The sequence below is a fragment of the Micromonospora sp. DT47 genome, assembly GCF_049844475.1.
Classification (GTDB): Bacteria; Actinomycetota; Actinomycetes; order Mycobacteriales; family Micromonosporaceae; genus Micromonospora.
In genome coordinates, this window is the sequence record NZ_JBNCLC010000004.1 from 307,181 (window position 1) to 332,825 (window position 25,645).

Genomic DNA, 25,645 nt, shown 5'->3' on the forward strand with positions numbered 1-25,645 from the left:
CTTACCAGCCCTTCGCCAGGCTCGTCTGCAACCGGGCGGCGCGGGCGGCCCGGAGCTGGAAGATCGCCTTCACCAGGGCCGGCGCGGCGATGAAGATGACGATCAGCGCCTGGAGCACGGTGACCAGCTCCAGCGAGATCCCCGAGTACGACTGCATCCGGTTGCCGCCGGCCTGGAGCGCGCCGAAGAGCAGCGCCGCCAGCAGCACGCCCCACGGCTTCACCCGGCCGAGCAGCGCCACCAGGATGCCGTCGAAGCCGATCTGCGCGACCACCAGCGGGGTGAGCGCGTTCGCGGTCGAGCCGAGCACCATCTGGCTGCCGCCGAGGCCGGCGAGCATTCCGGCGATCACCATGACCAGCACGTACGTCCGGGTGACGCTGATGCCGGCGGTCCGCGCGGCGTCCGGGTTGGCGCCGACGGCGCGCAGCTCGAAGCCGAGCGTGGAGCGGTTGAGCAGCCAGGCGATGAACCAGGTGGCGAGGACGGCGAGCAGGATGCCGGCGTGCACCCGGAGGTTGTCGCCGAGCAGCCGGGGCAGCTGGGCCGAGGAGTCGACCGGCTTGCTGATCGCGTCGGCGCGGTCCGGGTTCTGCACCCCGTTCTGGATGATGACCCAGGAGAGGAAGTAGACCGCGACGTAGTTGAGCATGATCGTGTTGATCACCTCGTGCGCGCCGGTCCGCGCCTTGAGGATGCCCGGGACGAAGCCCCAGAGCGCGCCGGCCGCCGCGCCGGCGATCAGCGCGACCAGCAGGTGCAGCACCGGCGGCAGCGGCAGGGCGAACCCGGCGATCGCGGCCAGGATGACGCCCATGGTCGCCTGGCCCTGGGCGCCGATGTTGAACAGGCCGCCGCGGAAGGCGAGCGCGACCGACAGGCCGGTGAAGGCCAGCGGCGCGGTGTAGGTGAGCGTCTCGGAGATCGGCCCCATCGTCGCCTGGAAGCCGGACGCCTCCGGGTCGAAGACCGCGCCCTTGAACAGGTTCGCGTACGCCTCGCTGACCACCGTCCAGCTGGCGTTGATCGCGTCGAGCGGCCGGGCGGTGATGTAACCGTAGGTGGCCAGCACCTCCGGGTCGGACACGACGATCAGGACCGCGCCGATCAGCATCGCCAGCAGCAGCGCGAGCACGGTCACGGTGACCGTGTTGGCCGCCCAGAGGTTGTCCAGGAACAGCCGGCCCAGGGTGGGACGGGGCTGCTCCGCGGGCTGCTTCGGGGCGGTCATGGTCGCGCCGCGGTCGGTGTTGCCGGCCGCGTTCTGCGCCGCCTGCGCCTCGGTCGCCGGCTCCTTGTCAGGGGAGCCCGACGCCGGGTTGGGGTTGCTCATGCCTCGTCCTCGTTACCAGGGCCCTCGGGGGCCGGGGGCGCCGCGCCGCCGGGCTCGCCGGCCGTACCGCTGGTGGCGCCGGCCGTGGTGGCCGCGCCGCCGGTCGGGGTCGCCCCGGCGGTGTCGCCCGCGGCGTCCGGGGTGATGCCGGCCATCAACAGGCCGATCTCCTCGCGAGGGGTGTCCGGGCCGACGATGCCGATGATCCGGCCGCGGTACATCACCGCGATCCGGTCGGCCAGCCCGATCACCTCGTCCAGCTCACTGGAGACCAGCATGACGGCGGTGCCGATGTCCCGCTCCCGGATCACCCGGCTGTGGATGAACTCGATGGAGCCGACGTCGACGCCGCGGGTGGGCTGGGCGGCGATGAAGAGCTTCAGCGGCCGGGACAGCTCCCGGGCCACGATCACCTTCTGCTGGTTGCCGCCGGAGAGGGTGCCCACCGGGGCGTCGGCCGAGGAGGTACGGATGTCGAACTGCTCGATCCGCTCCTTCGCCGACTTCGCGATCGCGTCCGGCTTGAGCGCCAGGCCCTTGCCGAAGGGCGGCCGGTCGTAGATGTCCAGCACCAGGTTCTCCGCGACGGAGAACTCCTTGACCAGGCCGTCCACGCTGCGGTCCTCCGGGACGTAGCCGACCCCGGCGCGGAGCACCTTCTTGGTCGACCAGCCGTGCACGGCCTGCCCGTCGAGGGTGACCGAGCCGGCGAGCGTGGGGCGCAGCCCCATGATCGCCTCGATCAGCTCGGTCTGGCCGTTGCCCTGCACGCCCGCGACGCCGAGCACCTCGCCGGCGTGCACGGTGAGGTCGACGCCGTCCACCGCGCGGATCTGCCGGTCGTCGTTGACGACCAGGCCGGCGACCTCGAGGATCGGCTTACCGGGGGTGGCGGCCTTCTTGTCCACGGTGAGCCGGACGTTGCGGCCGACCATCAGCGCGGCCAGCTCGTCCCGGCTCGCCTCGGGGGAAGCGGTGCCGACGGTCTTCCCGCGCCGGATCACCGTGATCCGGTCGGCGATCGCCTTGACCTCGCCGAGCTTGTGGGTGATGAAGACGATCGACTTGCCGGCGGCCTTGAGCGACCGCATGACCGTGAGCAGTTCCTCGGTCTCCTGCGGGGTGAGCACGGCCGTCGGCTCGTCCAGGATGAGCAGGTCGACGTCGCGGGTGAGCGCCTTGACGATCTCCACCCGCTGCTGGATACCGACCGGCAGGTCCTCGACCACCGCGTCCGGGTCGACCCGCAGGTTGTACCGCTCGGACACCTCGGCCACCTCGCGGCGGGCCCGCCGCCGGTCGAGGAAGCCGGCGATGCCGCCCTTGACCTGCTCGGCGCCGAGCATGATGTTCTCGGCGACGGTGAAGACCGGCACCAGCATGAAGTGCTGGTGCACCATGCCGATCCCGGCCGCGATCGCGCTTGACGGGCCCTTCAGCTTCAGCGGCTGGCCGTCGACCAGGATCTCGCCCTCGTCGGGCTGGTAGAGCCCGTAGAGCACGTTCATCAGGGTCGACTTGCCGGCGCCGTTCTCGCCGAGCAGGGCGTGGATCTCTCCAGGCTCCACCGTCAGGTCGATGTGGTCGTTGGCGACCAGATCACCGAACCGCTTGGTGATGCCGCGCAGTTCGAGTCTCAGCGCAACCTCCTGGAGTGCGAGCGACGGTGCAGCGTAGCTGCTGGTGGGCCGGCCGGCCGGCACGGGCCGGCCGAGGGGTGGAGCGGATCGGCCGCCCCGACGGTCGCGGGGTCGTCCCCACGTACGTCGAGGCGGCCGATCGTCATGCCAGGTGCCCGCCGGCCGCCGCTGCCGATGATCTCATCGCGGCGGCCGGGAAGGCGATCACTTGGTCGGCTGGGCCTTCGAGGTGACCGTGATGGTGCCGGCGGCGATGTCCGCCTTGATCTTCTCGACCTCGGCCTTCAGGTCCGCCGGGACCTTGCTGTCGAAGTCGTGGTACGGGGCGATCGACACGCCGTTGTTGGCCAGGGTGCCCACGAAGCCCGGCTTGGCCTGGAGCTTCTCGCCACCGGCGGCCTTGAGCACGGCCTCCTTGACGGCGTCCGGGATGTTCTTGACCACGGTGGTCACCAGCGTCGGGCAGTTCGGGGTGCTCTCGCAGCCGTCGACGTCCACCCAGATGACCGAGTACTTGCCGCCCGAGGCCTGGGCCGCGGCGGTGGTGCCGAGGCCGGCGCCGCCGGCGACCGGCATGACGATGTCCGCGCCCTGGGCGACCAGCGCGTCGGAGACCTTCTTGCCCTCGTCCTGCTTGACGAAGTCGTTGGTGAAGGAGCCCTTCTGGGTCTCCTTGTTCCAACCCAGGACCTGGACGTTCTTGCCCTTGGCCTTGTTGTAGTGCGCCACGCCGTCGGCGAAGCCGTCCATGAAGATGGTCACCGGCGGGATCGGCAGGCCGCCGTAGGTGCCGACCTTGCCGGTCTTGCTCATCCCGGCGGCCAGGTAGCCGGCCTGGAACGCGGCCTGGGCGGTGTCGAACTGCATCGGGTAGACGTTGTCCACGCCCGGGTTGGCGTCCACGATGCCGAACTGCTGGTTCGGGTTCGCCTTGGCGGCCTTCGTGGTGGCCTCGCCCATCAGGCCGCCGACCGCGAGGATGAAGTCGCACTTCTGGTTGACGTACCCGGTCAGGTTGACCTCGTAGTCCGCCTCGGCCTTCGACGCGACGTACTTGATGTCGATCTTGTCGTTCTCCTTCTTCGCCTCCTGAAGGCCCTTCCAGGCGGAGGTGTTGAAGGACTTGTCGTCGATGCCGCCGACGTCGGTCACCATGCAGGCGCTGTACTTCTTGCCGCCGTCGCCGGCGCCGTTGTCTTCCTTGGGGGCCTCACCACACGCGGCGGCGGCCAGTACGAGCCCACCCACCGCGAAGACGGAGGCGATCCGCATCCCACGCACAGAGCGCAAGACGTCTCCCTTCCATTGCACACCGCGCCTCGTGCGGTGGCAGCCCTTGAAACCGACGAGCGCTGTGCTGCCGGCAATCCCACGTTACGGACGGGAGCGTACGCCCGCGTCCACCCACCGGCCGACAATCGTGCACGACTGTTGAGCGCCCGTTACCCGCATGTAACCGTCGGGTGGGGGAGATCACTCCTCGTCGAGGCGGGCCGACACGGAGGGCGAGCGTCAGGGGTGCCGGACTGAGGATACTTTATGGTCGTTAAGGAGTCTCGCCCGTTGTCTCGCACCGCTTCCGTTTTACCACTTTGCCCAGGCCACGACGGGCCGATCGGGCAAACCCGCGCCCGCATGGCGGACATCGAGACATCGACGGGTCCACGGTCGACAGCGGGGCTCCTGTCCCATAGGCGCACGCCGAGATCATCAACGATTTCGGGCCCCTGATCATGGAGCCTCGCGTCGACTCCCCCAGCTTCGCGTATTCCCACTGCTTCGCCGGGACCGGGTCCTTCCGCACCGCGGCGTACTGCTCCACGTCGACCTACGGATGGGCGTCTGGAAGTGGGGGCCGTGGCCCCCCGGCGGCACCTGCAGGTGGTCGTACGCCTACTGCGATTCGACCCGGTACCGGCTGGTTGACGCCTACGTCGAAAAGAAGGACCGAATAAGAGAATTGTCCCGGCCGACATGTCGTGTCGGCCGGGAAAATTCGTTAATCGAACAATTGCTCGCGTCGTCGTCAGCGAATCGCCCCGGATGGCCCGGCCAGCGGCACGTTATCGCCAGAAGACCGCCACCGCCGCGTTGACCAGGGTCAGCCCGGCGATCGCGAGGAAATGGCCACGGTTGACCGACTCCCGCTTACGGGAGAAGAAGACCATGACAAAGATCAGCAGGGCCAGCACCAACTTGGTAACAAGTTTCGCCGGTGCCGGCTCGTCGCCGTCGCGCAGCGGCGCGGAGAGGCCCAGACCGGTCAGCAGTCCGATCACCGAGCCCCAGAGCATGGCCGCGTTGATCCGCAGCCGACCGCTGACGTACTGGGCGATCGTGCCGCCGAGCAGCAGCGCGAACCCGATCAGATGGACGTAGAGAAGTACCAGCCGAAGAGCTTCCACGCCGGCCATCCTCCCCCATCAACGACGGGTTGTAGTAGGGGGACCTGCCGGCTGAGCTCAATCCGTGATCTCGGCGCGGCCGCCGGCCGCGCCGCCGACCGCCACACCAACCTGGCCGGCGTCCGCGCTCTCCTCAAACGCCCCTGACCCCCGCCCTCGATGGGCGGGGCGGGTCAGGCGAGGCGCCAGACCTGGAAGGTGGGGCCGTCAGCGAACAGGCTGACCGTGCCGTCGGCGGCCGGCCGCAGCGCCGGGGCGCCGCCGTAGGCGTTCTCGCCGGGCGGCAGGCCGGCCAGCCGGACCGGCGTGCCGGCGGCCCGGCGGGCCAGCACCAGCACGGTGCCGGTGGGCGCCTCGCGGAGGAAGACCAGGGTGTCGGCGTCGGCGTGCACCCAGCGCAGGCCGCCGTGCCGCAGCGCCGGCTCGTCCCGCCGCAGCGCCAGCAGCGCCCGGTACGCGGCGAAGGTGCCCTGGTCCCAGCTCTCCGGCCGGTGCCACGGCATCGGGGTACGCGACCCCTCGCCGTTCTCGCCGGTCAGCCCCAGCTCGTCACCGGCGAAGATCACCGGGGTGCCCGGCATGGTGGCGAGCAGGCCCGCGGCGACCTCCTGCCGGGCGGCGTCGCCGACCACCGTCCGGATCCGGGCCGAGTCGTGCGACCCGAGCAGCTGCCACGAGTGGGTGTACGACCGCCAGGAGATCAGCGACCGGTAGGTGTCCATGGTGGCCAGCACCGCGTCGGCGTCCCGCCGGGCCACCCCGCCCGGGGTGCCCAGGAAGTTCGGCACCGGGTCGTCGCCGTGCCGCAGCCAGGACCAGACCGGGTCGGTGAAGCCGACGTAGTTCATCGTCCCGTGCCAGCCGTCCCGGTCCAGGTCGCCGGTGTGGTCGTGACCGTGCTCGGCGAGCAGCAGCCCGTCGGCGCGGGTCTCGGCGACCACCTCGCGCAGCAGCCGCGCCACCTCGTGGGTGTACGCGTCCGCGCCGAGCCGGCCGGTCATGTTGGCCACGTCGACCCGCCAGCCGTCCAGCCCGTACGGCGGGCGCAGCCAGCGGCGCAGCAGCGAGTCCTCGGCGGTGGCGAAGCGGCGGCGCAGCTCGGCGCTGCCCCAGTTCAGCTTCGGCAGCGACCTGACCCCGTTCCAGGACTCGTAGTCGCCGGTCAGCTCGTCGAAGTAGTACAGCTCCCGCTCGGCCGCGCGCACCTCGGAGGCGGCGGTGGTGAACCACTCGTGCGCGTCGCCGGTGTGGTTGCTGGTGATGTCGCCGAGCAGCCGCCAGCCGCGGGCGCGGACCGCGTCGGCGAGCCGGACCAGTGCGGCGTCCCCGCCGAGCAGCGGGTCGATGGTGTCGAAGCTGGCCGCGTCGTACCGGTGGTTGGAGCGAGCCGGGAAGATCGGGGTGAGGTAGACGGTGTTCACCCCGAGCCGGTCCAGGTGGTCCAGCCGCTCGGTGATGCCGTCCAGGTCACCGCCGTAGAACTGGTACGGCGTCTCCGGGCCGCGCCCGATCACCGGGGTGTCCCAGTCGCACGGGATCGCCCAGTCGGGCGCCGTCCGGCCGCCGGCCGCGGCGGACCGGGCGAACCGGTCCGGGAAGATCTGGTAGATCAGCGCGTCCCGGGCCCAGGCGGGCGGCGGGGCGTGGCTGACCAGCTTGAAGTCGCCGTTGTCCGGCACGTCGTGGGCGACCAGGCCGGCGGCGTTGAGCCAGCGGTAGCCCTTCGCCCCGGTGAGCATGAAGCGGTAGTTGCTGACCGGGTTGCGGACCTCGACGTCGGCCCGCCACCAGACGTCGCCGCCGTCGCGGCGGTCGACGGTCGCCTCGACGAAGCGCGGCTCGCCGTCCCCGGTGGTCCGGACGTGCACGGTCCGCACGTCGGCGCCCTCCGGGACCCGGACGAAGACCGGCACGGTCCGCCCGAGTGCGGGCTCCTGCTCGGGTACGTAGAGCGCGGACCCGTCGTGGTGCGGCTGCAGGGACATGGCGAAACCCCTTCGGTTGCGAGTCGGTACGAGGAGGAGGTGGGCCGACCCGTTCGGTCGGCCCGGAACTGCTCCGGTGTACGTCGTCGACGCCCTTGCCGCGCAGCGTGCGGTGGTTCTCCGCGGGGGCGGGGTCAGCACTGCTGACCCCGCCCCCGCGAAGAGCGGCCACCTGTCCGGCTTATCCCTTGACTGCTCCGGCCGTGAGGCCTGAGACGATGTAGCGCTGGACCAGCTGGAACACCAGCACCGTGGGGATCGCGGTGAGCAGGGTGCCCGCCGCGAACATCCCGAAGTTGTTGTTGCGCTCACCGGCCACCAGGCCGAACATGCCGACCGCCAGGGTCTTCGAGCTGGTGTTGGTGAGGAACACGTTGGCCATCAGGAACTCGTTGATCGAGCCGATGAAGGCGAGCAGTCCGGTCACCGCCAGGATCGGCGCCACCAGGGGCAGCATGATCCGGAAGAAGACCTGGGCGTGCGAGGCGCCGTCCATGGTCGCCGACTCGTCCAGTTCCTTCGGCAGCGTGTCGAAGAAGCCCTTCATCAGCCAGGTGTTCGCGCCGAGCGCGGCACCCATGTAGAGCAGGAACAGGCCCCACGGGGTGTTGAAGCCGATCTCCGGCCACAGGTCGGTGACCGTGTTGAAGATCAGGAAGATCGCCACGATCGCCAGGAACTGCGGGAACATCTGGATCAGGAGCAGCGCGAGCAGGCCGACCCGGCGGCCGGCGAAGCGCATCCGCGAGAAGGCGTAGGCCGCCAGCGCCGACAGGAAGATCGACGCGAAGGTGGCCACGCCGGCGAGCAGCAGCGAGTTGAGGAACCACTGGGCGAACGCGGTCTTCTCGAACAGGTTGGTGAAGTTCTCGAACGACACGCCTTCGGTCGGCACCAGGTCCGTGGAGGAGAGGGTGCCGAGCGGGTTGAGCGCCGCCGAGAGCACGAACAGGATCGGGAAGAGGCTGAACACCACCGCCAGCACCCCGACGACGTGCCGCCAGCCGACCTGGACGAACCAGCGGTTCCTGGACCTGCCCTTGGCGTTGCGGTTGGCGACCGGCGTGTCCGCGTAGGTGCTCACGAGTACACCTCCTCCTGCTTGCGGGTCCGCGAGAAGCTGATCGCGGAGACCACCGCGACGATCGCGAAGATGAAGATCGACACCGCCGCCGCCAGGCCGTACTCGGCACCCTGGGCGCCGAAGGCCAGCCGGTACGAGTAGGTGATCAGCAGGTCGGTGGCGCCAACCGTCGAGTTGTCGGCGGGGTACGGCCCACCCTCGGTGGTCATGTAGATCGCGTTGAAGTTGTTGAAGTTGTACGCGAACGACGCGATCAGCAGCGGCGAGATCGCCACCAGCAGCAGCGGCAGGGTGACCGCCCTGAACGACTGCAAGGGCGAGGCCCCGTCGACCGAGGTCGCCTCGGTCAGCTCCCGCGGGATGGCCTGGAGCGCGCCGGTGGCGACCAGGAACATGTACGGGTAACCCAGCCAGAGCTGTACCAGCAGCACCGCGAGCCGGGCCGACCAGGTCTCGCCGAACCAGTCGACCCCGAAGCCGAACAGGTTGTTGATCAGACCGAAGTCGGTGTTGAACATGTCCCGCCAGACCAGCAGCATCGCGAACGACGGCATGGCGTACGGCAGGATCAGCAGCACCCGGTAGAAGTTGGTGCCGCGCATCCGGGGCGAGTGCAGCGCCAGCGCGATGCCCAGGCCGAGCAGGAAGGTGAGGCCGGTCGAGCCGATCGCGAAGGCGAAGTTCCAGAGCAGGGTGGAGAAGAACGGGCTGGAGATGGCCGGGTCGGTGAGCACCCGGCTGAAGTTCCTCAGCCCGACGTCGACCTTCCAGCCCTGGGCCAGCCGCTCGCCGTCGGCGGCGACGAAGGAGCCGACCGCCTCGTCGGCGGTCCAGGTCTTGCCGGTCTCGCTGTCCTTGATGCAGTCGCAGCCCGCGTCGTACGCGCGGATCGCCGTGCCCTCGTACGCCCGGGACAGGCCGGAGGAGCGCAGCGCGCCGCCGGCGGTCGGGACCACCAGGTCGGTGATCTCCCTGCTGCGGGTGCTGGCCTGGCCGAAGTTGAGCACCGTGTAGCCCTCGGCGGCGGTGACCTTGCCGCCCGTCGCCACGGTGACCTCGGTGGCGTCGAGCTGCTCCAGCCCGCCGGCGTCGCCGACCGAGACCGCGCCGGTCTTCGGGTCGGTGATCAGGAAGACCAGCGGCCCGGTGGCCGGGTCGCCCTTGGTGGCGACGGAGAGGGGGTACTGGGTGGAGCCGGGGACCTGCTTCACCGAGGAGCTCTGGACGGCGACGATCGCGTCGGACTTGTCGCCGCGGTGACCGTCGCCGAAGTTCGTGAACGCGGTGCTGGCGGTGTAGAGCACCGGGAAGACCTGGAACACGATCAGGAAGAGCGTGCCGGGGATCAGGTACTTGGCCGGGATGTGCCGGGGGGTCAGGTACAGGTAGAACAGGCCGGCGGTGGTCGCCAGCAGGATGGCCAGTCCGACCCAGAGCTTGGCCTCGACGAGCGGGAAGGCCGCCCAGATCGCGATCCCGGCCACCAGGCCGAGCAGGACCACCTTGACGAGAAGACCGGTCGCGGTGATCGGCGCGTGGTTCCGCGCGGTGCGGGACTTGCGCGGGAGCCCGGAGCGAACGGGCCCCCGGCCCGGGGTCTGCTCGGCAGACCCCGGGCCGGACAGCGACGTGCTCATTACTTGATCTGACCCGCGATGGTCTTGCCAGCGGCGGTGATCGTCTTGGCCGGGTCGGCGCCACCGATGACGGCGGCCTCCGCCTTGCCGAACGGGTCCCAGATCGCGGCCATGGCCGGGATCGCCGGGAGCACCTGGCCGTTCTTACCGGCCTCGGAGAACTTGGCCAGGTCCGGGTCGGTGCCCTTGACCTGGTCGAAGGCGGCGGTCAGCGCCGGCGGGCGCGGCTCGGCCTGGTACAGGGCGACGGCCAGCTCCGGCTTGGTCACGTAGTTGGTGACGAACTCCTGGGCCAGGGCCTTGTTCTTGCCCTTGGCGGCGACGTAGAACGCCTGGACGCCCACGAACGGCTGGGCCTCCTTGCCACCGGCGAAGCCGGGGACCGGGGAGATGTCGTACTTGATGTTCGCCTTCTTGGCGTCGGCGATGGCCCACGGGCCGGAGACCAGGAAGGCGCACTTCTTGCCGGTGAAGGTGGCGATGGAGTTCTCGCCGGTGATGGAGCGCTTCAGCGCACCCTCGCCCTTCTCGCCCAGCTTCGCGATCTTCTGGAAGGCCGCGATCGACTCCGGCTTGCCCACGCCCAGGTCCTTGGGGTCGTAGTCGCCGTTGGCCGTGGTGCCGAAGAGGTAGCCACCGCCCGAGGTGTACAGCGGGTAGACGTGGTACGCGTCGCCGTTCTGGCCGGACTGGAGGCAGAGGATCTCGCTGGCCTTCTTCTCGGCCTTGAGCTTCTTGCCGGCGGCGACCAGGTCCTCGATCGTCTTCGGCGCCTCGGGGGCGAGCTCCGTGTTGCGGATGAGCGCGACATTCTCAGTGGCGTAGGGGACGCCGTAGACCTGACCGTTGAAGGTCACGGCCTTGACGGCGGTCTCGTTGAAGCCGCTCTTCTGCTCGTCGGGGAGCTGCACCGGGTCGATGGCGCCGTTCTGGACCATGTTGCCGATCCAGTCGTGCGCGCCGACCACGACGTCCGGCCCGCTGCCCTGCTGGGAGGCGGTGACGAAGTTGGTCTGCAGGTCCTTGGAGACGGCCTGCACCTCGACGGTGACGCCGTTCTCCTGGCCGAACTTCTCGCCGAACGGCTTGAGGGCCGCGGCGCGCTTGTCGTCGGCCCAGATGACGAGCTTGCCGGTCGCGGCCTTGGGGGAATCCTTCGCGGCCGGCTCGTCCTTGCTGCTGTCACCGCAGCCGGAGGCGGCGAGCGCCAGGCCGAGAACGGCGACCACACCCGCGGTACGGATGCGCATCGGTACTCCTGTCGTCATGGCGGTCCGCCGGGGGAAGGGCGACCCGCCGTGGAAACCTCTGAAAGTTCTTGCCAGCCGGCGCCAGTGCTGCGCCGCTGCTCTCGCATGTTGCGGGGACGTTAGCAAGAGGTTGCAGAGAATGGAAGGGATTGCAGGCGTGTACGCAAGAGTTTGCCGTTGAGCTAAAGTGCCGCCATGCGCGCTCGACTGTCCGACATCGCCAAACAGGCCGAAGTCAGCGAGGCCACGGTGTCGCGGGTGCTCAACGACCGCCCCGGCGTGGCCCCGGAGACCCGGCAGGCCGTACTGACCGCCCTCGATGTGCTCGGCTACGAGCGCCCGGCCCGGCTGCGCAAGCGCAGCGCGGGACTGGTCGGGCTGGTCGTCCCGGAGCTGGAGAACCCCATCTTTCCCGCGTTCGCCCAGGTCATCGAGTCGACCCTGGCGCAGAGCGGGTTCACCCCGGTGCTCTGCACCCAGACCCCGGGCGGGGTCACCGAGGACGAGTACGTGGAGATGCTGCTGGACCGGCAGGTCTCCGGGATCGCCTTCGTCTCCGGCCTGCACGCCGACACCGCGGCCAACCACGACCGGTACCGCGCGCTGATCGCTCGGCCGCTGCCGATCGTCATGATCAACGGATACGCCCCCGGCATCGACGCCCCCTTCGTCTCCTGCGACGACCGGGAGGCCGCCGAGCTGGCCGTCGCCCACCTGGTCGCGCTCGGCCACCGGAAGATCGGTCTGATCACCGGCCCGGACCGGTTCGTGCCGGTACAGCGGAAGGTGACCGGCTGGAAGGCCGCGATGACCCGCCTGACCGGCCTGCCGGAGGCCGGACTGGAGGAGTTCGCCGAACTCTCCCTCTTCGGCGTCGAGGGCGGCGAGGCCGCCGCCGGCCGGCTGATCGAGCGCGGGGTCACCGGAATCGTCTGCGGTTCCGACCTGATGGCCCTCGGGGCGATCCGGGCCGCCCGGCAGCGTGGCCTGACCGTCCCCGGGGACGTGTCGGTGGTCGGCTACGACGACTCGCCGCTGATCGCGTTCACCGACCCGCCGCTGACCACCATGCGCCAGCCGGTGGCCGCGATGGCGGTCGCCGCCGTCCGGGCGCTGGTCGACGAGATCAATGGGCACGCCGCCCCGCACTCGGAGTACCTGTTCCGTCCGGAGCTGGTGGTCCGCGGCTCCACCGCGGTGGCCCGCCCGGCCGACGCCACGCCCGCCCCCGGAGGCTCCGGGCGGCAGCGCCCGGCGCCGCCCGCCCTCGCCGTCCCGGCCTGACCTTCCCCCACCGCGCCCCGCCGCCATGTCGGCGACGTGGCGGGGTCCGGTCGGCCAGGACACCGCCACCTCGGCGAAACGGAGTCGATCACGAACGGTCGTCGAGCACTCGCGCCCCGGCTGGTGGACGGGACGACAGGTGACGACGTGCTGGCCGTAGCGTGACAGCCGTCATTTCTTGCGCAAGGAATGCTTGACTCTTGCAGCGCGGGGGCGGCATTCTGCTCAGCATCCGCGCCCATCACCCACACCGACGCGGGCGCCGCCGTCCCGCGCCACAGAACGGGGATCGTCACCGATGACCGCCGCCGCCGCCAACCCCACGCCACCGCCCTCCGACGACGACTGGTGGCGTTCCGCGGTCGTCTACCAGGTCTACGTCCGCAGCTTCGCCGACGCGAACGGTGACGGCGTGGGTGACCTGCAGGGCATCCGGGAGCGGCTGCCCTACCTGCGCGACCTCGGGGTGGACGCGCTCTGGCTGACCCCCTTCTACACCTCGCCGCAGATCGACGCCGGCTACGACGTCGCCGACTACCGCGACGTCGACCCGCTGTTCGGCTCGCTCACCGACTTCGAGGCGATGATCACCGACGCGCACGCCCTGGGCCTGCGGATCATCGTCGACCTGGTGCCCAACCACACCTCCAGCGCGCACCCGTGGTTCACCGCCGCGCTCGCCGCCGCCCCCGGCTCGCCGGAGCGGGAGCGCTACCTCTTCGCCGACGGCAAGGGTGAGTCGGGCGAGCTGCCGCCGAACGACTGGGAGAGCATCTTCGGCGGCCCGGCGTGGACCCGGCTGCCGGACGGCCAGTGGTACATGCACCTGTTCGACCCGGCCCAGCCCGACCTGAACTGGCGCCACCCCGACGTGCGCGCCGAGTTCGAGGACGTGCTCCGCTTCTGGCTGGACCGGGGCGTGGACGGGTTCCGGATCGACGTGGCGCACGGCATGATCAAGGCCGAAGGGCTGCCGGACGTCGGCTTCAACTCGATGACCACCGGTCAGCGCCAGTCCGAGCTGCTCGGCAAGGGTCGCCTGCCGTACTTCGACCAGGACGAGGTGCACGACATCTACCGCGCCTGGCGGCCGATCCTGGACAGCTACCCGGGCGGCCGGATGGCGGTGGCCGAGGCCTGGGCCGAGACCCCGCAGCGGCTGGCCCGCTACATCGGCCCGGACGAGCTGCACCAGGCGTTCAGCTTCGACTTCCTCGACGTCACCTGGTCGGCCGACTCGTTCCGCAAGGTGATCGACACCGCGCTGGCCGAGTCGACCATCGTCGGCGCCCCGACCACCTGGGTGCTCTCCAACCACGACCGGCAGCGACACGTCACCCGGTACGGCGACGGCGAGGTCGGCCTGCGCCGGGCCCGGGCCGCCGCCCTGCTGATGCTGGCCCTGCCCGGCTGCGCGTACGTTTACCAGGGCGAGGAGCTCGGCCTGCCGGAGGTACTGGACCTCCCCGACGCGCTGCGCCAGGACCCGGCGTTCCTGCGTACCGGGGAGAGCCGGGACGGCTGCCGGGTGCCGATCCCGTGGAGCGGCGAGCTGGCCCCGTACGGCTTCGGCCCGGAGGGCAGCGAGCTGAGCTGGCTGCCGGCCCCGGCGACCTGGCGTGCCCTCTCGGTGGCCGCTCAGGCCGGCGTGCCCGGCTCGACGCTGGAGCTCTACCGCGCCGCGCTGCGGATCCGGCACGAGCACCCGGCGCTGGCCACCACGGCCGGCGGGGTGATCTGGCTGGAGACCGAGCCCGGGGTGCTGGCGTTCCGCCGCACCGCCGGCGACACCACGTTGACCTGCGTGGTCAACATCGGCGGCGCCGAGGTCACGATCGGCGGCTACGGCCGGCCGATCGTCGCCAGCGCCGACCTCACCGAGCAGGGCGACGGGCACGTCCTGCCGGTGGACAGTGCTGCGTGGTTCGAACGGCGTTGAGCCGGGTAACCCGCCATCGACCTGGTCGTCCGTTGTGCTCCGCGCCGACGGGCGGCTGGGGCTACCGACCCCTTGTGGTGGGGGGTGAGGTGGCGCCGGCGCCTCGGGGAGTCCGCTTCCCGGGGTGCCGGTGTCCACCTGGGACGACCGTGGGTCGGACTGCCACGTGTCGGCACGACGCCGCGGGTTCTGGTCGGCGGCACTCGGCTACACCGTCGACCAGGGCGGTGACGGCAGCGCGAAGGGAACCGGTGGACCGGTCCCGCGCGAACGGGTTCAGCGGCGGCCCCGGTTGGTCAGCAGCTCCGCGATCCGGCCGAAGCCGGCGCGCAGCTCGGCCTCGCTCGGCGCTGTCAACGGCTCGGCCGGCTGCTCCTCCTGGGTGGCCGCCGCCTCCAGCTCGTCGTCGATGACGTCCTCGAAGTCGCCGTACAGGTCGGACTCCTCGATCCGGGCCGTCTCGTCCTCGGCGGCGATCTGCGCGGCGGCGATCTCACCGCGGATCTCCTCCGCCGAGAGCGCCGGCAGCAGCGGCTCGACCACCGCCATCAGCTGCTCCTCGGCGACCACCGCCTCGGCCAGGGCCAGCGCGTGCGCCCGCTCGTACGGCCCGCAGACCACCGGCTCCCACTCCGCGGGGTCGTCGAGCGGGCCGAACGTGATGATCCACGGCAGGCCGAGCATCGGCGAGTCGTCCGGCAGGTCCAACGTCACGAGTGCGCCCACCGGCTCATCATGGTCGGTCGGCACCGCGGACCGGACGGCATTTGCCCTATTCATCTCTTCCCTCGACTGTCGGGATCCCGCCTCGGCGCCGCCATCGGCTCAGCCCGGGCGGGCGGCGTCCAGGGCCGCGCGGACGAGGGCCAGGGCCCGCTCCGCCGGCACACCGAGCCGGACCGCCTCGTCGGCGTACCGGCTCGCGGCCCGCTGCAACCGGTCGACCGCGTCGTCGCGGCCCGGGGCGACGTACGTCCCGTGCCGCCCCCGGGTCTCCAGCAGGCCGGCCGCCTCCAGCTCCCGGTACGCCCGGGCGACCGTGTTGACCGCCAGCCCCAGCTCGGCGGCGAACTGCCGCACCGGGGGCAGCCGGGTGCCCACCGCCAGCCGCCCGTCGCCGATCATCGCGGCCAGCTGCCCGCGTACCTGCTCGTACGGGGGCACCGCCGAGCCCGGGTCGATCTCGATCAGCACGTCAGCCCGCCCCTCCCGGCGTACCCGGACCGGTTTCCTCATCGGCCTCGACGTCGAGATCCGCCGGGGCGGGCCCCTCCGCCAGGTCGACCACCCGGCCGTGCCGGCTGGTCGCGGCGAGCGCGGCGCCGAAGAGCAGCAGCTGGTTGAGCAGGTAGAGGTAGAGCAGCAGTCCCACCGCGCCGGCGACCACGGTGTACGCCGGGTTCCGCTCGGTGCGCACGATGTAGTGGCGCCCGACGGTGTTGAGCAGGGTGATCCCGACCGCGACGATCAGCACCACCGGGCGCAGCCGGCGCCGGCTCATCCGCAGCCGGGGCACCGCGATCATCAGCGCGGTCGCCAGCACCACGTTGACCAGCACGCTCAGCACCGCGCTGATCGTGGTCAGGCCGACCGAGCCGGTGGACCGCAGCACGAAGCGCAGCAGCGACTCCAGCGCGTCCACGGCCGCCACCGAGATGCCGAGCATCACGAAGACCAGCAGCAGCACGCCCAGGTCCACCAGGCGACGCACCACCAGGTTGCCGGGCTGCTGGTTGAAGCCGTACATCAGCCGCTGCGAGGAGCGGATCGCCTCCACCCAGCCGATCCCGGTGAAGACCAGGATGACCAGGCCGATCACCCCGACCGCGTTGCTGCTCTCGGCGATCTGCCGCGGGTCGAGGAAGGGCAGGTTCTCCCGCAGGAACCCCGCCGCCGCGTCGCTGACCTCGTCGTTGTCCTCCAGGATCGCCCCGAAGATCGAGTACGCCACCAGGGCGAGCGCGAAGACCGCGAAGAACCCGTAGTAGGCGATGGCCGCGGCGAGCCGCCCGGCCAGCACATTGCCGTAGAGGTCCACCGCCCGCCAGAGGTGGTCGAACCGCGGCCAGCGGTGCCGGGCCACGGCGCACCGGCGGTCGATGCCGGCGGTCAGCCGACCCCACGCGTCCACCACGTCATCCTCGCCGATCTGTCGTCGCCGTGGCGGTCGACCGCCCACCGGCGAGGGGTCAGCCGCCCAGCCGGAAGTCCCGGCGCGGCCGCCACCGCGTCTGGCCGCTGTGCGTGAAGAGGGTGAAGCCCTCCACCTCGAACATCGCCGAGAAGTCGGCCAGGTCCTCGTACGCCTTGTCCAGCGCCTCGGGAGCGACGTCCTGGGCCACCGTGACGTGCGGGTGGTACGGGAAGCGGGCCTCCCGGTGCAGCTGGGGCGCGGCGTTGATGGCGGCGGCGAGCAGCTCGCACTCGCTGATCCCGGCCGCCACCGCCACGAAGACCACCTGGGTGACCGGCCGGAACGTGCCGGTGCCGCGCAGGTGCAGGGTGAACGGCAGATGCGCCGCGGCGACCGTCACCAGGTGCTCCTCGACCGCCGGCAGCGCCGCCGCCGGGAGCAGGGTGGGCCCGAGCAGGGTGACGTGCGCCGGGACGGCCTGCGGGTCACCCGCCTCGACCCGGCGCCGGGTGAGCATGCCGCCCCACGGCTCCGGGATGTCCACCGCGATCCCGATCTCGATGGTGTCGCCGGGCTGCGGCGCACCGTCCCTGCGATCCACGCTCCGCGCCACCCCTCCGGCCACCGACTCCACCCGCACCCGTCGCTCCGGGGCCGCTACTCGAAGCGGACCGGCGGGAAGAACCCGATCCGCTCGTACGCCGTGCGCAGCGTCGGCGCGGCGACCGCCCGCGCCTTCTCCGCGCCCTGCGCGAGCAGCTTGTCCAGCTGCGCCGGGTCGTCGAGGTAGGCGCGGGTGCGCTCCTGGATCGGGGTGACGAACTCGCGGACCACCTCGCCGAGGTCCTTCTTGAGGTCGCCGTAGCCCTTGCCGGCGTACGCGGCGACCAGGTCGTCGATGCCCCGGCCGGAGAGCGCCGCGTAGATGGTCAGCAGGTTGGAGACGCCCGGCTTGGTCTCGGTGTCGAAGACGATCTCCCGGCCGGTGTCGGTGACCGCCGAGCGGATCTTCTTGGCCGAACGGGCCGGATCCTCCAGCAGGTCGATGATGCCGGCCGGCGAGGAGGACGACTTCGACATCTTGGCCGTCGGGTCCTGCAGGTCGGTGATCTTCGCCGTGTCCTTCACGATGTGCGGCGCGGGCACGGTGAAGGTCGGCCCGAACAGCGAGTTGAACCGCTGGGCCAGATCCCGGGAGAGCTCCAGGTGCTGGCGCTGGTCCTCACCGACCGGGACCGCGTTGGCCTGGTAGAGCAGGATGTCCGCGGCCTGCAGGATCGGGTACGTGAAGAGGCCGACGCTGGCCCGCTCGCTACCCTGCTTCTGCGACTTGTCCTTGAACTGGGTCATCCGGCTGGCCTCGCCGAAGCCGGTGATGCAGCCCAGCACCCAGGCCAGCTGCGGGTGCTCGGGCACCTGCGACTGGACGAACAGGGTGCTGCGCTCCGGGTCCAGCCCGACCGCGAAGAGCTGGGCGGCGGCCAACCGGCTCCGCTGCTTGAGCACCTTGGGGTCGTGCCCCGCGGTGATCGCGTGCAGGTCCACCACGCAGTAGAACGCGTCGTGGGTCTCCTGCAGCGCCACCCAGTGCCGCACCGCGCCCAGATAGTTGCCGAGGTGGAACGAGTCGGCCGTCGGCTGGATGCCGGAGAAGACGCGGGGGCGGGCGGGAACGTCGGGCATGCCGGCAATTCTGTCAGCAATCCACGGCGTACGTCATGACGGGCCGGCGGGTCGGCCCGCCGTCACGTCGGCCGGGGCGGTGACCGCGCGCCGCTGCTCCGGCAGGCGGGCCGCGGAGACCGCGATCCGGGACACCCGCCGCCCCTCCAGGGCCAGCACCCGCAGCAGCCAACCGCCGGCGCGGTCGTCCGGCTCCGGGACGTCGGCCGGGGACACCGGCACCTCGTCGCCGGCCACCGGCAGCCGGCCCAGCTCCGCCATCACGAACCCGCCGACCGTCTCGTACGGGCCGACGGGGAGCACCACCCCGGTCCGCTCGGCGAAGTCGGCGAGGTTGAGCCGGCCGTCCACCACCGCGGGCAGGCCGGCGTGCACCGGCTCGGGGACGGCGTCGTACTCGTCGTGGATCTCCCCGATCAGCTCCTCGATCAGGTCCTCCAGAGTGACGATGCCGGCGGTGCCGCCGTACTCGTCGACCACCACCGCGAGGTGGTGCCGCTCGCGGCGCATCTCGGTCAGCGCGGCGAGCACCCGCTTGCTGCCGGGCAGCCGTTTCACCTCCCGGGCCAGCTCCCCCACCGTGGTGTACGGGTCCAGGTCGGGGCGGAGCAGCACGTCGCGCAGGTGGACGAAGCCGACCACGTCGTCGTGGGTGCCGTCGACCACCGGGTAGCGGGTGTGCGTCTCCGCCCGGACCAGCCGCTCCGCCTCGGCGAGGCTCAGCCCGGCGGCGAGGAAGACCACCTCGGTCCGGGGCATCATCACCTCGCGGACCAGGCTCGCCCCGGCCACCAGCACCTCGTCGATGATCCGCCGCTCGTCCGGGTCGAGGACGGTGTTGGCGGCGACCAGGTCGCGCAGCTCGTCCTCGCTGATCCGTTCCCGACCGGCGGCCGGGCTGGCGCCGAGCAGGTCGGTGACGAGCCGGGTGGCGCCGTCGGCGACCCGGACCACGAGCCGGGCGACGCCGCGGGCCACCGGCCCGGGCGCCCGTCGGGGTCGCCCCGACGCTCGTCTCCGGAGCCCGGGGCCGCCCGCCTCCCGCATGTAGGTGATGGTAGGTGGGCGGCGGAAGGGCGGCGGCCGATGTTCGGATCTGTTCGATCATGGAGCTTTATGATGGAATGACGGAGGTGTGACGGAGAGCGCGGCCACAAGCGGGCGGCCGTAGGGTGATCACGAACGGCCGCGACGGGAGCGGCCAAGTCAGGAGGACCCGACATGAAACTGCTCGTCACCGGCGGCGCCGGCTTCATCGGTAGCGTGGTGACCCGGATGCTGCTCGACAACGGCCACGACGTGACCGTCCTCGACGACCTGCGCACCGGCCACCGGGTGGCGCTCGCCCCCGAGGCCACGCACGTCGACCTGCCGGTCGATCAGGCCGCCCGGGTGCTCACCCCCGAGGCCGGCTTCGACGGCGTGCTGCACTTCGCGGCGTTGATCGCCGCCGGCGAGTCGATGGTCAAGCCGGAGCTCTACTGGCACGCCAACACGGTCAGCTCGATCGCCCTGATCGACGCGGTGCGGGCCGCGGGGGTGCCCCGGATGGTCTTCTCCTCCACCGCCGCCGTCTACGGCAACCCGGAGGAACTGCCCATCCCGGAGACCGCGGTCAAGGCCCCCACCAACACGTACGGCGCCACCAAGCTCGCCGTCGACATGGCGCTCACCTCCGAGGCCATCGCGCACGACCTGGCCGCCGTCTCGCTGCGCTACTTCAACGTCGCCGGGGCGTACCTGCGCGACGGCGTCGCGATCGGCGAGCGGCACGACCCGGAGACCCACCTGATCCCGATCGCGCTCGAGGTGGCCGCCGGCCGGCGGGAGAAGCTCCAGCTCTTCGGCGACGACTACCCCACCGTCGACGGCACCTGCGTGCGCGACTACATCCACGTCGAGGACCTGGCCCGCGCCCACCTGCTGGCGCTGAGCGCCGCCGTCCCCGGCCGGCACCGGATCTACAACCTGGGCAACGGCAACGGCTTCACCAACCGCCAGGTCACCGACGTGGTCCGCGAGGTCACCGGCCATCCGCTGCCGGTCGAGGTGGCGCCGCGCCGCGAGGGCGACCCGGCCGAGCTGGTCGCCTCCTCCGCGCTGGCCCGCGAGGAGCTGGGCTGGGTGCCGGCGAAGCCCACCCTGCACGACATGGTCGGCGACGCCTGGGCGTTCTACCGCAGCCACGTCCTGGAACGGTCCTGACCGACGCCGCGGCCCGCGCCACCGCCGGCTTCCGCTCCGCGTACGGCGCGGAGCCGGCGGGCCGCTGGGCGGCTCCCGGGCGGGTCAACCTGATCGGCGAGCACACCGACTACAACGACGGCTTCGTGCTGCCCTTCGCCCTGCCGCTGCGTACGGTGGCCGCCACCGCCCCGCAGCAGGGCGAGCGCTGGACGGTCCGGTCGGAGCTGTCCGACGCCCCGGTCGAGTTCGGCGCGGCCGAGGTCGACGAGCCGGGCCGGGTCACCGGCTGGGTGGCGTACGTGGCCGGGGTGGTCTGGGCGCTGCGCGAGGCCGGGCACGCCGTGCCCGGAGCGCGGATCGCGATCGCCTCCGACGTGCCGGTCGGCTCCGGCCTCTCCTCCTCGGCGGCCATCGAGGCGGCGGTGCTCGCCGCCCTGGTCGACCTGGGCGGGCTCGACCTGCCCACCGAGCGGCAGCCCCGGCTGGCCCAGCGGGCGGAGAACTCCTACGTCGGGGCGCCCACCGGGATCATGGACCAGTCGGCGGTGATCCGCTGCCGGGAGGGGCACGCGCTCTTCCTGGACTGCCGGGACGAGTCGGTCGAGCACATCCCGTTCGACCTGGACGCCGCCGGGCTGGCCGTGCTGGTCGTCGACAGCCGCGCCCCGCACCGGCACGCCGACGGCGAGTACGCCGCCCGCCGCACGTCCTGCGAGCGGGCCGCGGAACGGCTCGGGGTGCCGGCGCTGCGGGACGTGGCGGTCGCCGACCTCGACGACGCGCTCGGCCGGCTCGACGACGAGACCCGCCGCCGGGTCCGGCACGTGGTCACCGAGGACCAGCGGGTGCTCGACACCGTCGCGCTGCTGCGCGCCAGCCGGGTACGCGAGATCGGCCCGCTGCTCACCGCCTCGCACGTCTCGATGCGGGACGACTTCGAGATCACCGTCCCGGAGATCGACACCGCGGTCGAGGCGGCGCTCGCGGCCGGGGCGCTGGGCGCCCGGATGACCGGCGGCGGCTTCGGCGGCTGCGTCCTCGCCCTGGTCGAGGCGGACCGCGCAAGCGCGGTCGCCGAGGTGGTCACCCAGGCGTACGCCGAGAAGGGCTTCGCCGCCCCCGCCACCGTGCCGGTCCTCCCCGCCCCCGGCGCCACCCGCCTCGACTGACCCCGCCCCCGCGGCGCTTCCGTGCGCCCTCGTGCATGGAAAGAGCGTCGCCGGGGAGCGTCAGGCGGTGTCGACGATCATGCCAGCGCCGACGGTGCGGTTGGTGGTCTCGTCGATGATGACGAAGCCGCCGGTGGTGCGGTTGCGCCGGTACTCGTCCGCCAGCAGTGGCACCGTGGTGCGCAGCCGGACCCGGCCGATCTCGTTGAGCTTCAGCTCGCCGGCCGCCTCGTCCCGGTGCAGCGTGTTGATGTCCAGCCGGTAGTACAGGCCACGCACGATCGCCCGCGCCGAGCGGGTGGTGTGCTTGATCGCGTACTTGCCGCCGACCTGCAGCGGGCGGGTCTCGTCCATCCAGCAGACCATCGCCTCGATGTCCTGCGACACCGCCGGGGCGTTGTTCGGCCGGCAGATCAGGTCGCCGCGCGAGATGTCGATCTCGTCTTGCAGGCGGACCGTCACCGACATCGGCGGGAACGCCTCGGCCACCGGACCGTCCGCCGTCTCCACCGACGAGATCCGGCTGGTGAAGCCCGACGGCAGCACCATCACCTCGTCGCCCGGCTTCAGCACGCCTGAGGCCACCTGCCCGGCGTAGCCCCGGTAGTCGGTGACCGTGGTCGACTGCGGGCGGATCACGTACTGCACCGGGAACCGGACGTCGACCAGGTTGCGGTCGGAGGCGATGTGCACCCGCTCCAGGTGGTGCAGCAGCGACGACCCCTCGTACCAGGGCATGTTCTCCGAACGGGTGACGATGTTGTCGCCCTTGAGCGCGGAGATCGGCACCACGGTCAGGTCCGGCACGTCGAGCTTCGCGGCGAACGCGGTGAACTCGTCGGCGATCCGTTCGAAGACCTCCTGCGAGAAGTCGACCAGGTCCATCTTGTTGACGCAGAGGACCAGGTGCGGCACCCGCAGCAGCGAACAGAGGAAGGCGTGCCGGCGGGACTGCTCCACCAGGCCCTTGCGGGCGTCGACCAGGATCAGCGCCAGATCGGCGGTGGACGCGCCGGTGACCATGTTCCGGGTGTACTGGATGTGCCCCGGGGTGTCGGCGATGATGAACTTCCGCCGCGGCGTGGCGAAGTAGCGGTACGCCACGTCGATGGTGATGCCCTGCTCCCGCTCGGCGCGCAGGCCGTCGGTGAGCAGCGCCAGGTTGGTGTACTCGTCGCCCCGGGCCGCGCTGACCGCCTCCACCGCGGCCAGCTGGTCGGTGAAGAGCGACTTGGTGTCGTACAGCAGCCGGCCGATGAGGGTCGACTTGCCGTCGTCCACGCTGCCGGCGGTGGCGAAGCGCAGCAGGTCCATCGGTCGGGCCGCCGTCTCGGGCGCGATCGTCTCGGCGGTCATCAGAAGTAGCCCTCCCGCTTGCGGTCCTCCATGGCGGCCTCGCTGACCCGGTCGTCGCCGCGGGTCGCGCCGCGCTCGGTGATCCGGGTGGCGGCCACCTCCTCGATCACCTTCTCCACGGTGTCGGCGTCCGACCGGACAGCCGCCGTGCAGGAGGCGTCGCCCACGGTGCGGTAGCGCACCCGGGCCTTGAACCGCTCCTCCCCCGCCCGGGGGCGGAAGAACTCGTTGACCGCGTAGAGCATGCCGTCCCGCTCGGCAACCTCGCGCTCGTGCGCGTAGTAGATCGACGGCAGCGGGATCCGCTCCCGGGCGATGTAGTGCCAGACGTCCAGCTCGGTCCAGTTGGACAGCGGGAAGACCCGGATCGACTCGCCCGGGTGGTGCCGGCCGTTGTACAGCGCCCAGAGCTCCGGCCGCTGGTTCTTCGGGTCCCACTGGCCGAACTCGTCGCGGAAGCTGAACACCCGCTCCTTGGCGCGGGCCTTCTCCTCGTCCCGGCGCGCGCCGCCGAAGAGCGCGTCGAAGCGGTGCTTCTCGACCGCGTCCAGGAGCACCGGGGTCTGGATCCGGTTGCGCGTCCCGTCGCCGGACTCCCGGACCAGGCCGCTGGCCAGGGCCTCGGGCACGCTCGCCACGACCAGGTGCAGGCCCAGCTCGGCGACCCGCTGGTCGCGGTACTCCAGCACCTCGGGGAAGTTGTGCCCGGTGTCCACGTGCATCACCGGGAAGGGGACGTTGGCCGGGGCGAACGCCTTCTGGGCCAGCCGGAGCATGACGATGGAGTCCTTGCCACCGGAGAAGAGCAGCACCGGGCGCTCCATCTCGGCGACCACCTCGCGCATCACGAAGATGCTCTCCGCCTCGAGCACATTTAGGTGGGAGACCTGGTAGAAGCGGGCGGGAGCGCTCATGACACGGGCTCGATCGGGGTGGATCCGCTCATGGATTCCAGACCTTTCCGGTCGGACACATCAAGAACAAGCGGTCAGGCTACCCGGAATGCCTCTGCAGCGCTGCAAGCAACCGGCTGGCGAGATCCTTGCGGCAGACCAGCAGGTCAGGCAGGCGCGGATCCGCCTCGTTGTATTTCAGCGCAGAACCGTCGATCCGGGAAGCGTGCAGCCCGGTGGCCGTCGCCACAGCCACCGGCGCGGCGGAGTCCCACTCGTACTGGCCGCCGGCGTGGATGTAGGCGTCCACGTCACCGGCCACCACCGCGGCGATCTTCGCGCCCGCCGAACCCATCGGCACCAGGTGCGCGTCCACGTCCTCGGCCAGGTCGGTCAGGAACACCGGCGGTCGGCTCCGGCTCGCCGCCAGCCGGATCATCCGCACGCCACCCGCGGTCGCCGCCTCCAACGTCATCGGCGGATACGCCGGCGGATAGTCCGTGCCCAGCACCCGGTGCTGCGCCGGCAGACCCACCGCCCCCGCCGTCAGGCCGTGCGGCGTCGGCGCGTTGCGCGCCCAGAGCGCCACGTGCACCGCCCAGTCCGACCGGCCCTCCTCGGCGAACTCCCGGGTGCCGTCCAGCGGGTCGACGATCCACACCCGGTCCGCGGTCAACCGGGACACCGCCCCGGTGCTCACCTCCGCCGCCCAGGCCAGCCGGGAGCCCTCGTCCTCCTCGGAGAGGACCGCGTCCCCCGGCCGCCACCGCGCCAACTCGGTCCGGATCAGGTCGTGCGAGACCTTGTCCCCCGCCGACTTCAACGCGCCCGGATCGGCGAAGCCCATCTCGGCACGCAGCTCCAGCAGCGCCTGCCCGGCCCGCGCCGCCAGCCACCGGGCGAACGCGCCGTCGATCATCGGAGGACTACCCACAACTCGCTCCCGTCGCCTCGCCGCGACCCACGTCGCGGTCGCGCCACGCCAGAAGGCGCAGACTACCGGCCGCGCCGGCCCGTTCCGGTACGCCCCACCCGGCAGCCGCTAACCGCCGTGGTACGCGTTCTGGGTCGGTTCGACACCCTTGGTCACCACCGACTCCACCACGTCCGCCGCCCGGTCCACCAGGAACTCCAGCTCCTTGCGCTCCGCGGCGCCGAAGTCCGACAGCACGTAGTCCGCCGGGTCCTGCCGCCCCGGCGGCCGGCCGACGCCGAACCGCACCCGGACGTACTCCTTGGTCCCCAGCGACTTGGACATCGAGCGCAGCCCGTTGTGCCCGCCCTCACCGCCGCCGATCTTGATCCGCACCTGGCCATACGGGATGTCCAGCTCGTCGTGGACGGCGATCACCCGCTGCGGCGGCACCTTGTGGAACTGCGCCAGGCCGGCCACCGGACCACCGGAGAGGTTCATGTACGTCAGCGGCTTCACCAGCACCAGCTTCGGCCCGCCGAAGCCCAGCCGCCCCTCGGCCACCTCCGCCACCGCCCGCTTGTGCCGGCCGAACTTCGCGCCCACCCGACCGGCCAGCAGGTCGGCGACCATGAAGCCGACGTTGTGCCGATTGCCGGCGTACTCCCGACCCGGGTTGCCCAGGCCGACCACCAGCCACGGCCCCGCCTCGTCCGTCACCTTCCGCCCCTCCCGCTCACCGCGTCAACGCCA

Annotated in this window: 22 protein-coding genes; 4 read left to right on the forward strand and 18 right to left on the reverse strand. The window is 71.5% G+C overall.

The annotated features are described in order from the left end of the window. Nucleotide 1 precedes the first annotated feature (1 nt). The 8 genes from ACLQ2U_RS08575 to ACLQ2U_RS08610 form a co-directional block, all read right to left on the reverse strand. A complete protein-coding gene (locus tag ACLQ2U_RS08575; protein ID WP_425750009.1) occupies nucleotides 2–1,333 on the reverse strand; it encodes an ABC transporter permease in 1,332 nt (443 codons plus the stop codon). Next, entirely contained in the window at nucleotides 1,330–3,036 is a 1,707-nt protein-coding gene (locus tag ACLQ2U_RS08580; RefSeq protein ID WP_425750010.1) for an ABC transporter ATP-binding protein, read from the reverse strand. Before ACLQ2U_RS08580 ends, ACLQ2U_RS08575 begins: the two co-directional genes overlap by 4 nt. A gap of 141 nt (nucleotides 3,037–3,177) precedes the next feature. Next, on the reverse strand, nucleotides 3,178–4,245 hold the full coding sequence (locus ACLQ2U_RS08585; protein ID WP_425750141.1) for a BMP family lipoprotein: 1,068 nt from the start codon (nucleotides 4,243–4,245) through the stop codon (nucleotides 3,178–3,180). A 791-nt stretch (nucleotides 4,246–5,036) separates the two neighbouring features. Beyond that, entirely contained in the window at nucleotides 5,037–5,378 is a 342-nt protein-coding gene (locus ACLQ2U_RS08590) for a hypothetical protein (RefSeq protein WP_425750011.1), read from the reverse strand. 173 nt (nucleotides 5,379–5,551) lie between these two features. Further along, the gene (locus ACLQ2U_RS08595; protein WP_425750012.1) at nucleotides 5,552–7,363 is read right to left on the reverse strand and encodes a glycoside hydrolase family 13 protein; all 1,812 of its coding nucleotides are present in this window, start codon (nucleotides 7,361–7,363) and stop codon (nucleotides 5,552–5,554) included. 181 nt (nucleotides 7,364–7,544) lie between these two features. Continuing rightward, complete coding sequence (locus tag ACLQ2U_RS08600) at nucleotides 7,545–8,447, reverse strand: sugar ABC transporter permease (RefSeq protein WP_425750013.1); 903 nt, start codon at nucleotides 8,445–8,447, stop codon at nucleotides 7,545–7,547. Further along, nucleotides 8,444–10,084 carry an ABC transporter permease subunit gene (locus ACLQ2U_RS08605; protein ID WP_425750014.1) on the reverse strand — a complete coding sequence of 547 codons (1,641 nt, stop codon included), beginning with the start codon at nucleotides 10,082–10,084 and terminating at the stop codon, nucleotides 8,444–8,446. Before ACLQ2U_RS08605 ends, ACLQ2U_RS08600 begins: the two co-directional genes overlap by 4 nt. Beyond that, a complete protein-coding gene (locus ACLQ2U_RS08610; RefSeq protein WP_425750015.1) occupies nucleotides 10,084–11,334 on the reverse strand; it encodes a sugar ABC transporter substrate-binding protein in 1,251 nt (416 codons plus the stop codon). Before ACLQ2U_RS08610 ends, ACLQ2U_RS08605 begins: the two co-directional genes overlap by 1 nt. A gap of 195 nt (nucleotides 11,335–11,529) precedes the next feature. On the opposite strand from ACLQ2U_RS08610, the gene ACLQ2U_RS08615 reads away from it, so the two are divergent. Further along, nucleotides 11,530–12,618, forward strand: a complete 1,089-nt coding sequence (locus ACLQ2U_RS08615; RefSeq protein WP_425750016.1) for a LacI family DNA-binding transcriptional regulator — start codon at nucleotides 11,530–11,532, stop codon at nucleotides 12,616–12,618. A 298-nt stretch (nucleotides 12,619–12,916) separates the two neighbouring features. After that, nucleotides 12,917–14,557, forward strand: coding sequence for a glycoside hydrolase family 13 protein (locus tag ACLQ2U_RS08620; RefSeq protein ID WP_425750017.1), 1,641 nt, complete (start codon nucleotides 12,917–12,919; stop codon nucleotides 14,555–14,557). 276 nt (nucleotides 14,558–14,833) lie between these two features. On the opposite strand, the gene ACLQ2U_RS08625 is transcribed toward ACLQ2U_RS08620, so the two are convergent. From ACLQ2U_RS08625 to ACLQ2U_RS08650, 6 genes are all read right to left on the reverse strand, one after another. Beyond that, entirely contained in the window at nucleotides 14,834–15,283 is a 450-nt protein-coding gene (locus ACLQ2U_RS08625) for a hypothetical protein (RefSeq protein WP_425750018.1), read from the reverse strand. Between the two features lie 99 nt (nucleotides 15,284–15,382). Further along, nucleotides 15,383–15,793, reverse strand: coding sequence for a GntR family transcriptional regulator (locus tag ACLQ2U_RS08630; RefSeq protein WP_425750019.1), 411 nt, complete (start codon nucleotides 15,791–15,793; stop codon nucleotides 15,383–15,385). Beyond that, the gene (locus ACLQ2U_RS08635) at nucleotides 15,753–16,688 is read right to left on the reverse strand and encodes a YhjD/YihY/BrkB family envelope integrity protein (protein WP_425750020.1); all 936 of its coding nucleotides are present in this window, start codon (nucleotides 16,686–16,688) and stop codon (nucleotides 15,753–15,755) included. Before ACLQ2U_RS08635 ends, ACLQ2U_RS08630 begins: the two co-directional genes overlap by 41 nt. Before the next feature lie 58 nt (nucleotides 16,689–16,746). Further along, nucleotides 16,747–17,325: a 2'-5' RNA ligase family protein gene (locus tag ACLQ2U_RS08640; RefSeq protein WP_425750142.1), complete on the reverse strand. Its 579-nt coding sequence runs from the start codon at nucleotides 17,323–17,325 to the stop codon at nucleotides 16,747–16,749. Between the two features lie 23 nt (nucleotides 17,326–17,348). Next, entirely contained in the window at nucleotides 17,349–18,374 is a 1,026-nt protein-coding gene (gene trpS, locus ACLQ2U_RS08645) for a tryptophan--tRNA ligase (protein ID WP_425750021.1), read from the reverse strand. A gap of 33 nt (nucleotides 18,375–18,407) precedes the next feature. After that, nucleotides 18,408–19,421 carry a hemolysin family protein gene (locus ACLQ2U_RS08650; RefSeq protein ID WP_425750022.1) on the reverse strand — a complete coding sequence of 338 codons (1,014 nt, stop codon included), beginning with the start codon at nucleotides 19,419–19,421 and terminating at the stop codon, nucleotides 18,408–18,410. Between the two features lie 174 nt (nucleotides 19,422–19,595). Here ACLQ2U_RS08650 and galE point away from each other — a divergent pair, with 174 nt between their 5' ends. Together galE and galK are read left to right on the forward strand one after the other, a co-directional pair. Then, entirely contained in the window at nucleotides 19,596–20,579 is a 984-nt protein-coding gene (gene galE, locus ACLQ2U_RS08655; protein WP_425750023.1) for a UDP-glucose 4-epimerase GalE, read from the forward strand. Beyond that, nucleotides 20,576–21,730, forward strand: a complete 1,155-nt coding sequence (gene galK, locus ACLQ2U_RS08660; RefSeq protein WP_425750143.1) for a galactokinase — start codon at nucleotides 20,576–20,578, stop codon at nucleotides 21,728–21,730. The genes galE and galK overlap by 4 nt, the downstream gene beginning before the upstream one ends. Before the next feature lie 60 nt (nucleotides 21,731–21,790). Here galK and cysN read toward each other — a convergent pair whose 3' ends face one another. The 4 genes from cysN to pth all read right to left on the reverse strand — a co-directional run bounded on the left by cysN (nucleotide 21,791) and on the right by pth (nucleotide 25,612). Then, nucleotides 21,791–23,086: a sulfate adenylyltransferase subunit CysN gene (gene cysN, locus ACLQ2U_RS08665; RefSeq protein WP_425750024.1), complete on the reverse strand. Its 1,296-nt coding sequence runs from the start codon at nucleotides 23,084–23,086 to the stop codon at nucleotides 21,791–21,793. Further along, on the reverse strand, nucleotides 23,086–24,000 hold the full coding sequence (gene cysD, locus ACLQ2U_RS08670; protein ID WP_425750025.1) for a sulfate adenylyltransferase subunit CysD: 915 nt from the start codon (nucleotides 23,998–24,000) through the stop codon (nucleotides 23,086–23,088). The genes cysN and cysD overlap by 1 nt, the downstream gene beginning before the upstream one ends. Nucleotides 24,001–24,079: 79 nt before the next feature. Further along, complete coding sequence (locus tag ACLQ2U_RS08675) at nucleotides 24,080–24,898, reverse strand: inositol monophosphatase family protein (protein ID WP_425750144.1); 819 nt, start codon at nucleotides 24,896–24,898, stop codon at nucleotides 24,080–24,082. 123 nt (nucleotides 24,899–25,021) lie between these two features. Next, nucleotides 25,022–25,612, reverse strand: a complete 591-nt coding sequence (pth, locus tag ACLQ2U_RS08680) for an aminoacyl-tRNA hydrolase (RefSeq protein ID WP_425750026.1) — start codon at nucleotides 25,610–25,612, stop codon at nucleotides 25,022–25,024. Between the last annotated feature and the right edge of the window lie 33 nt (nucleotides 25,613–25,645).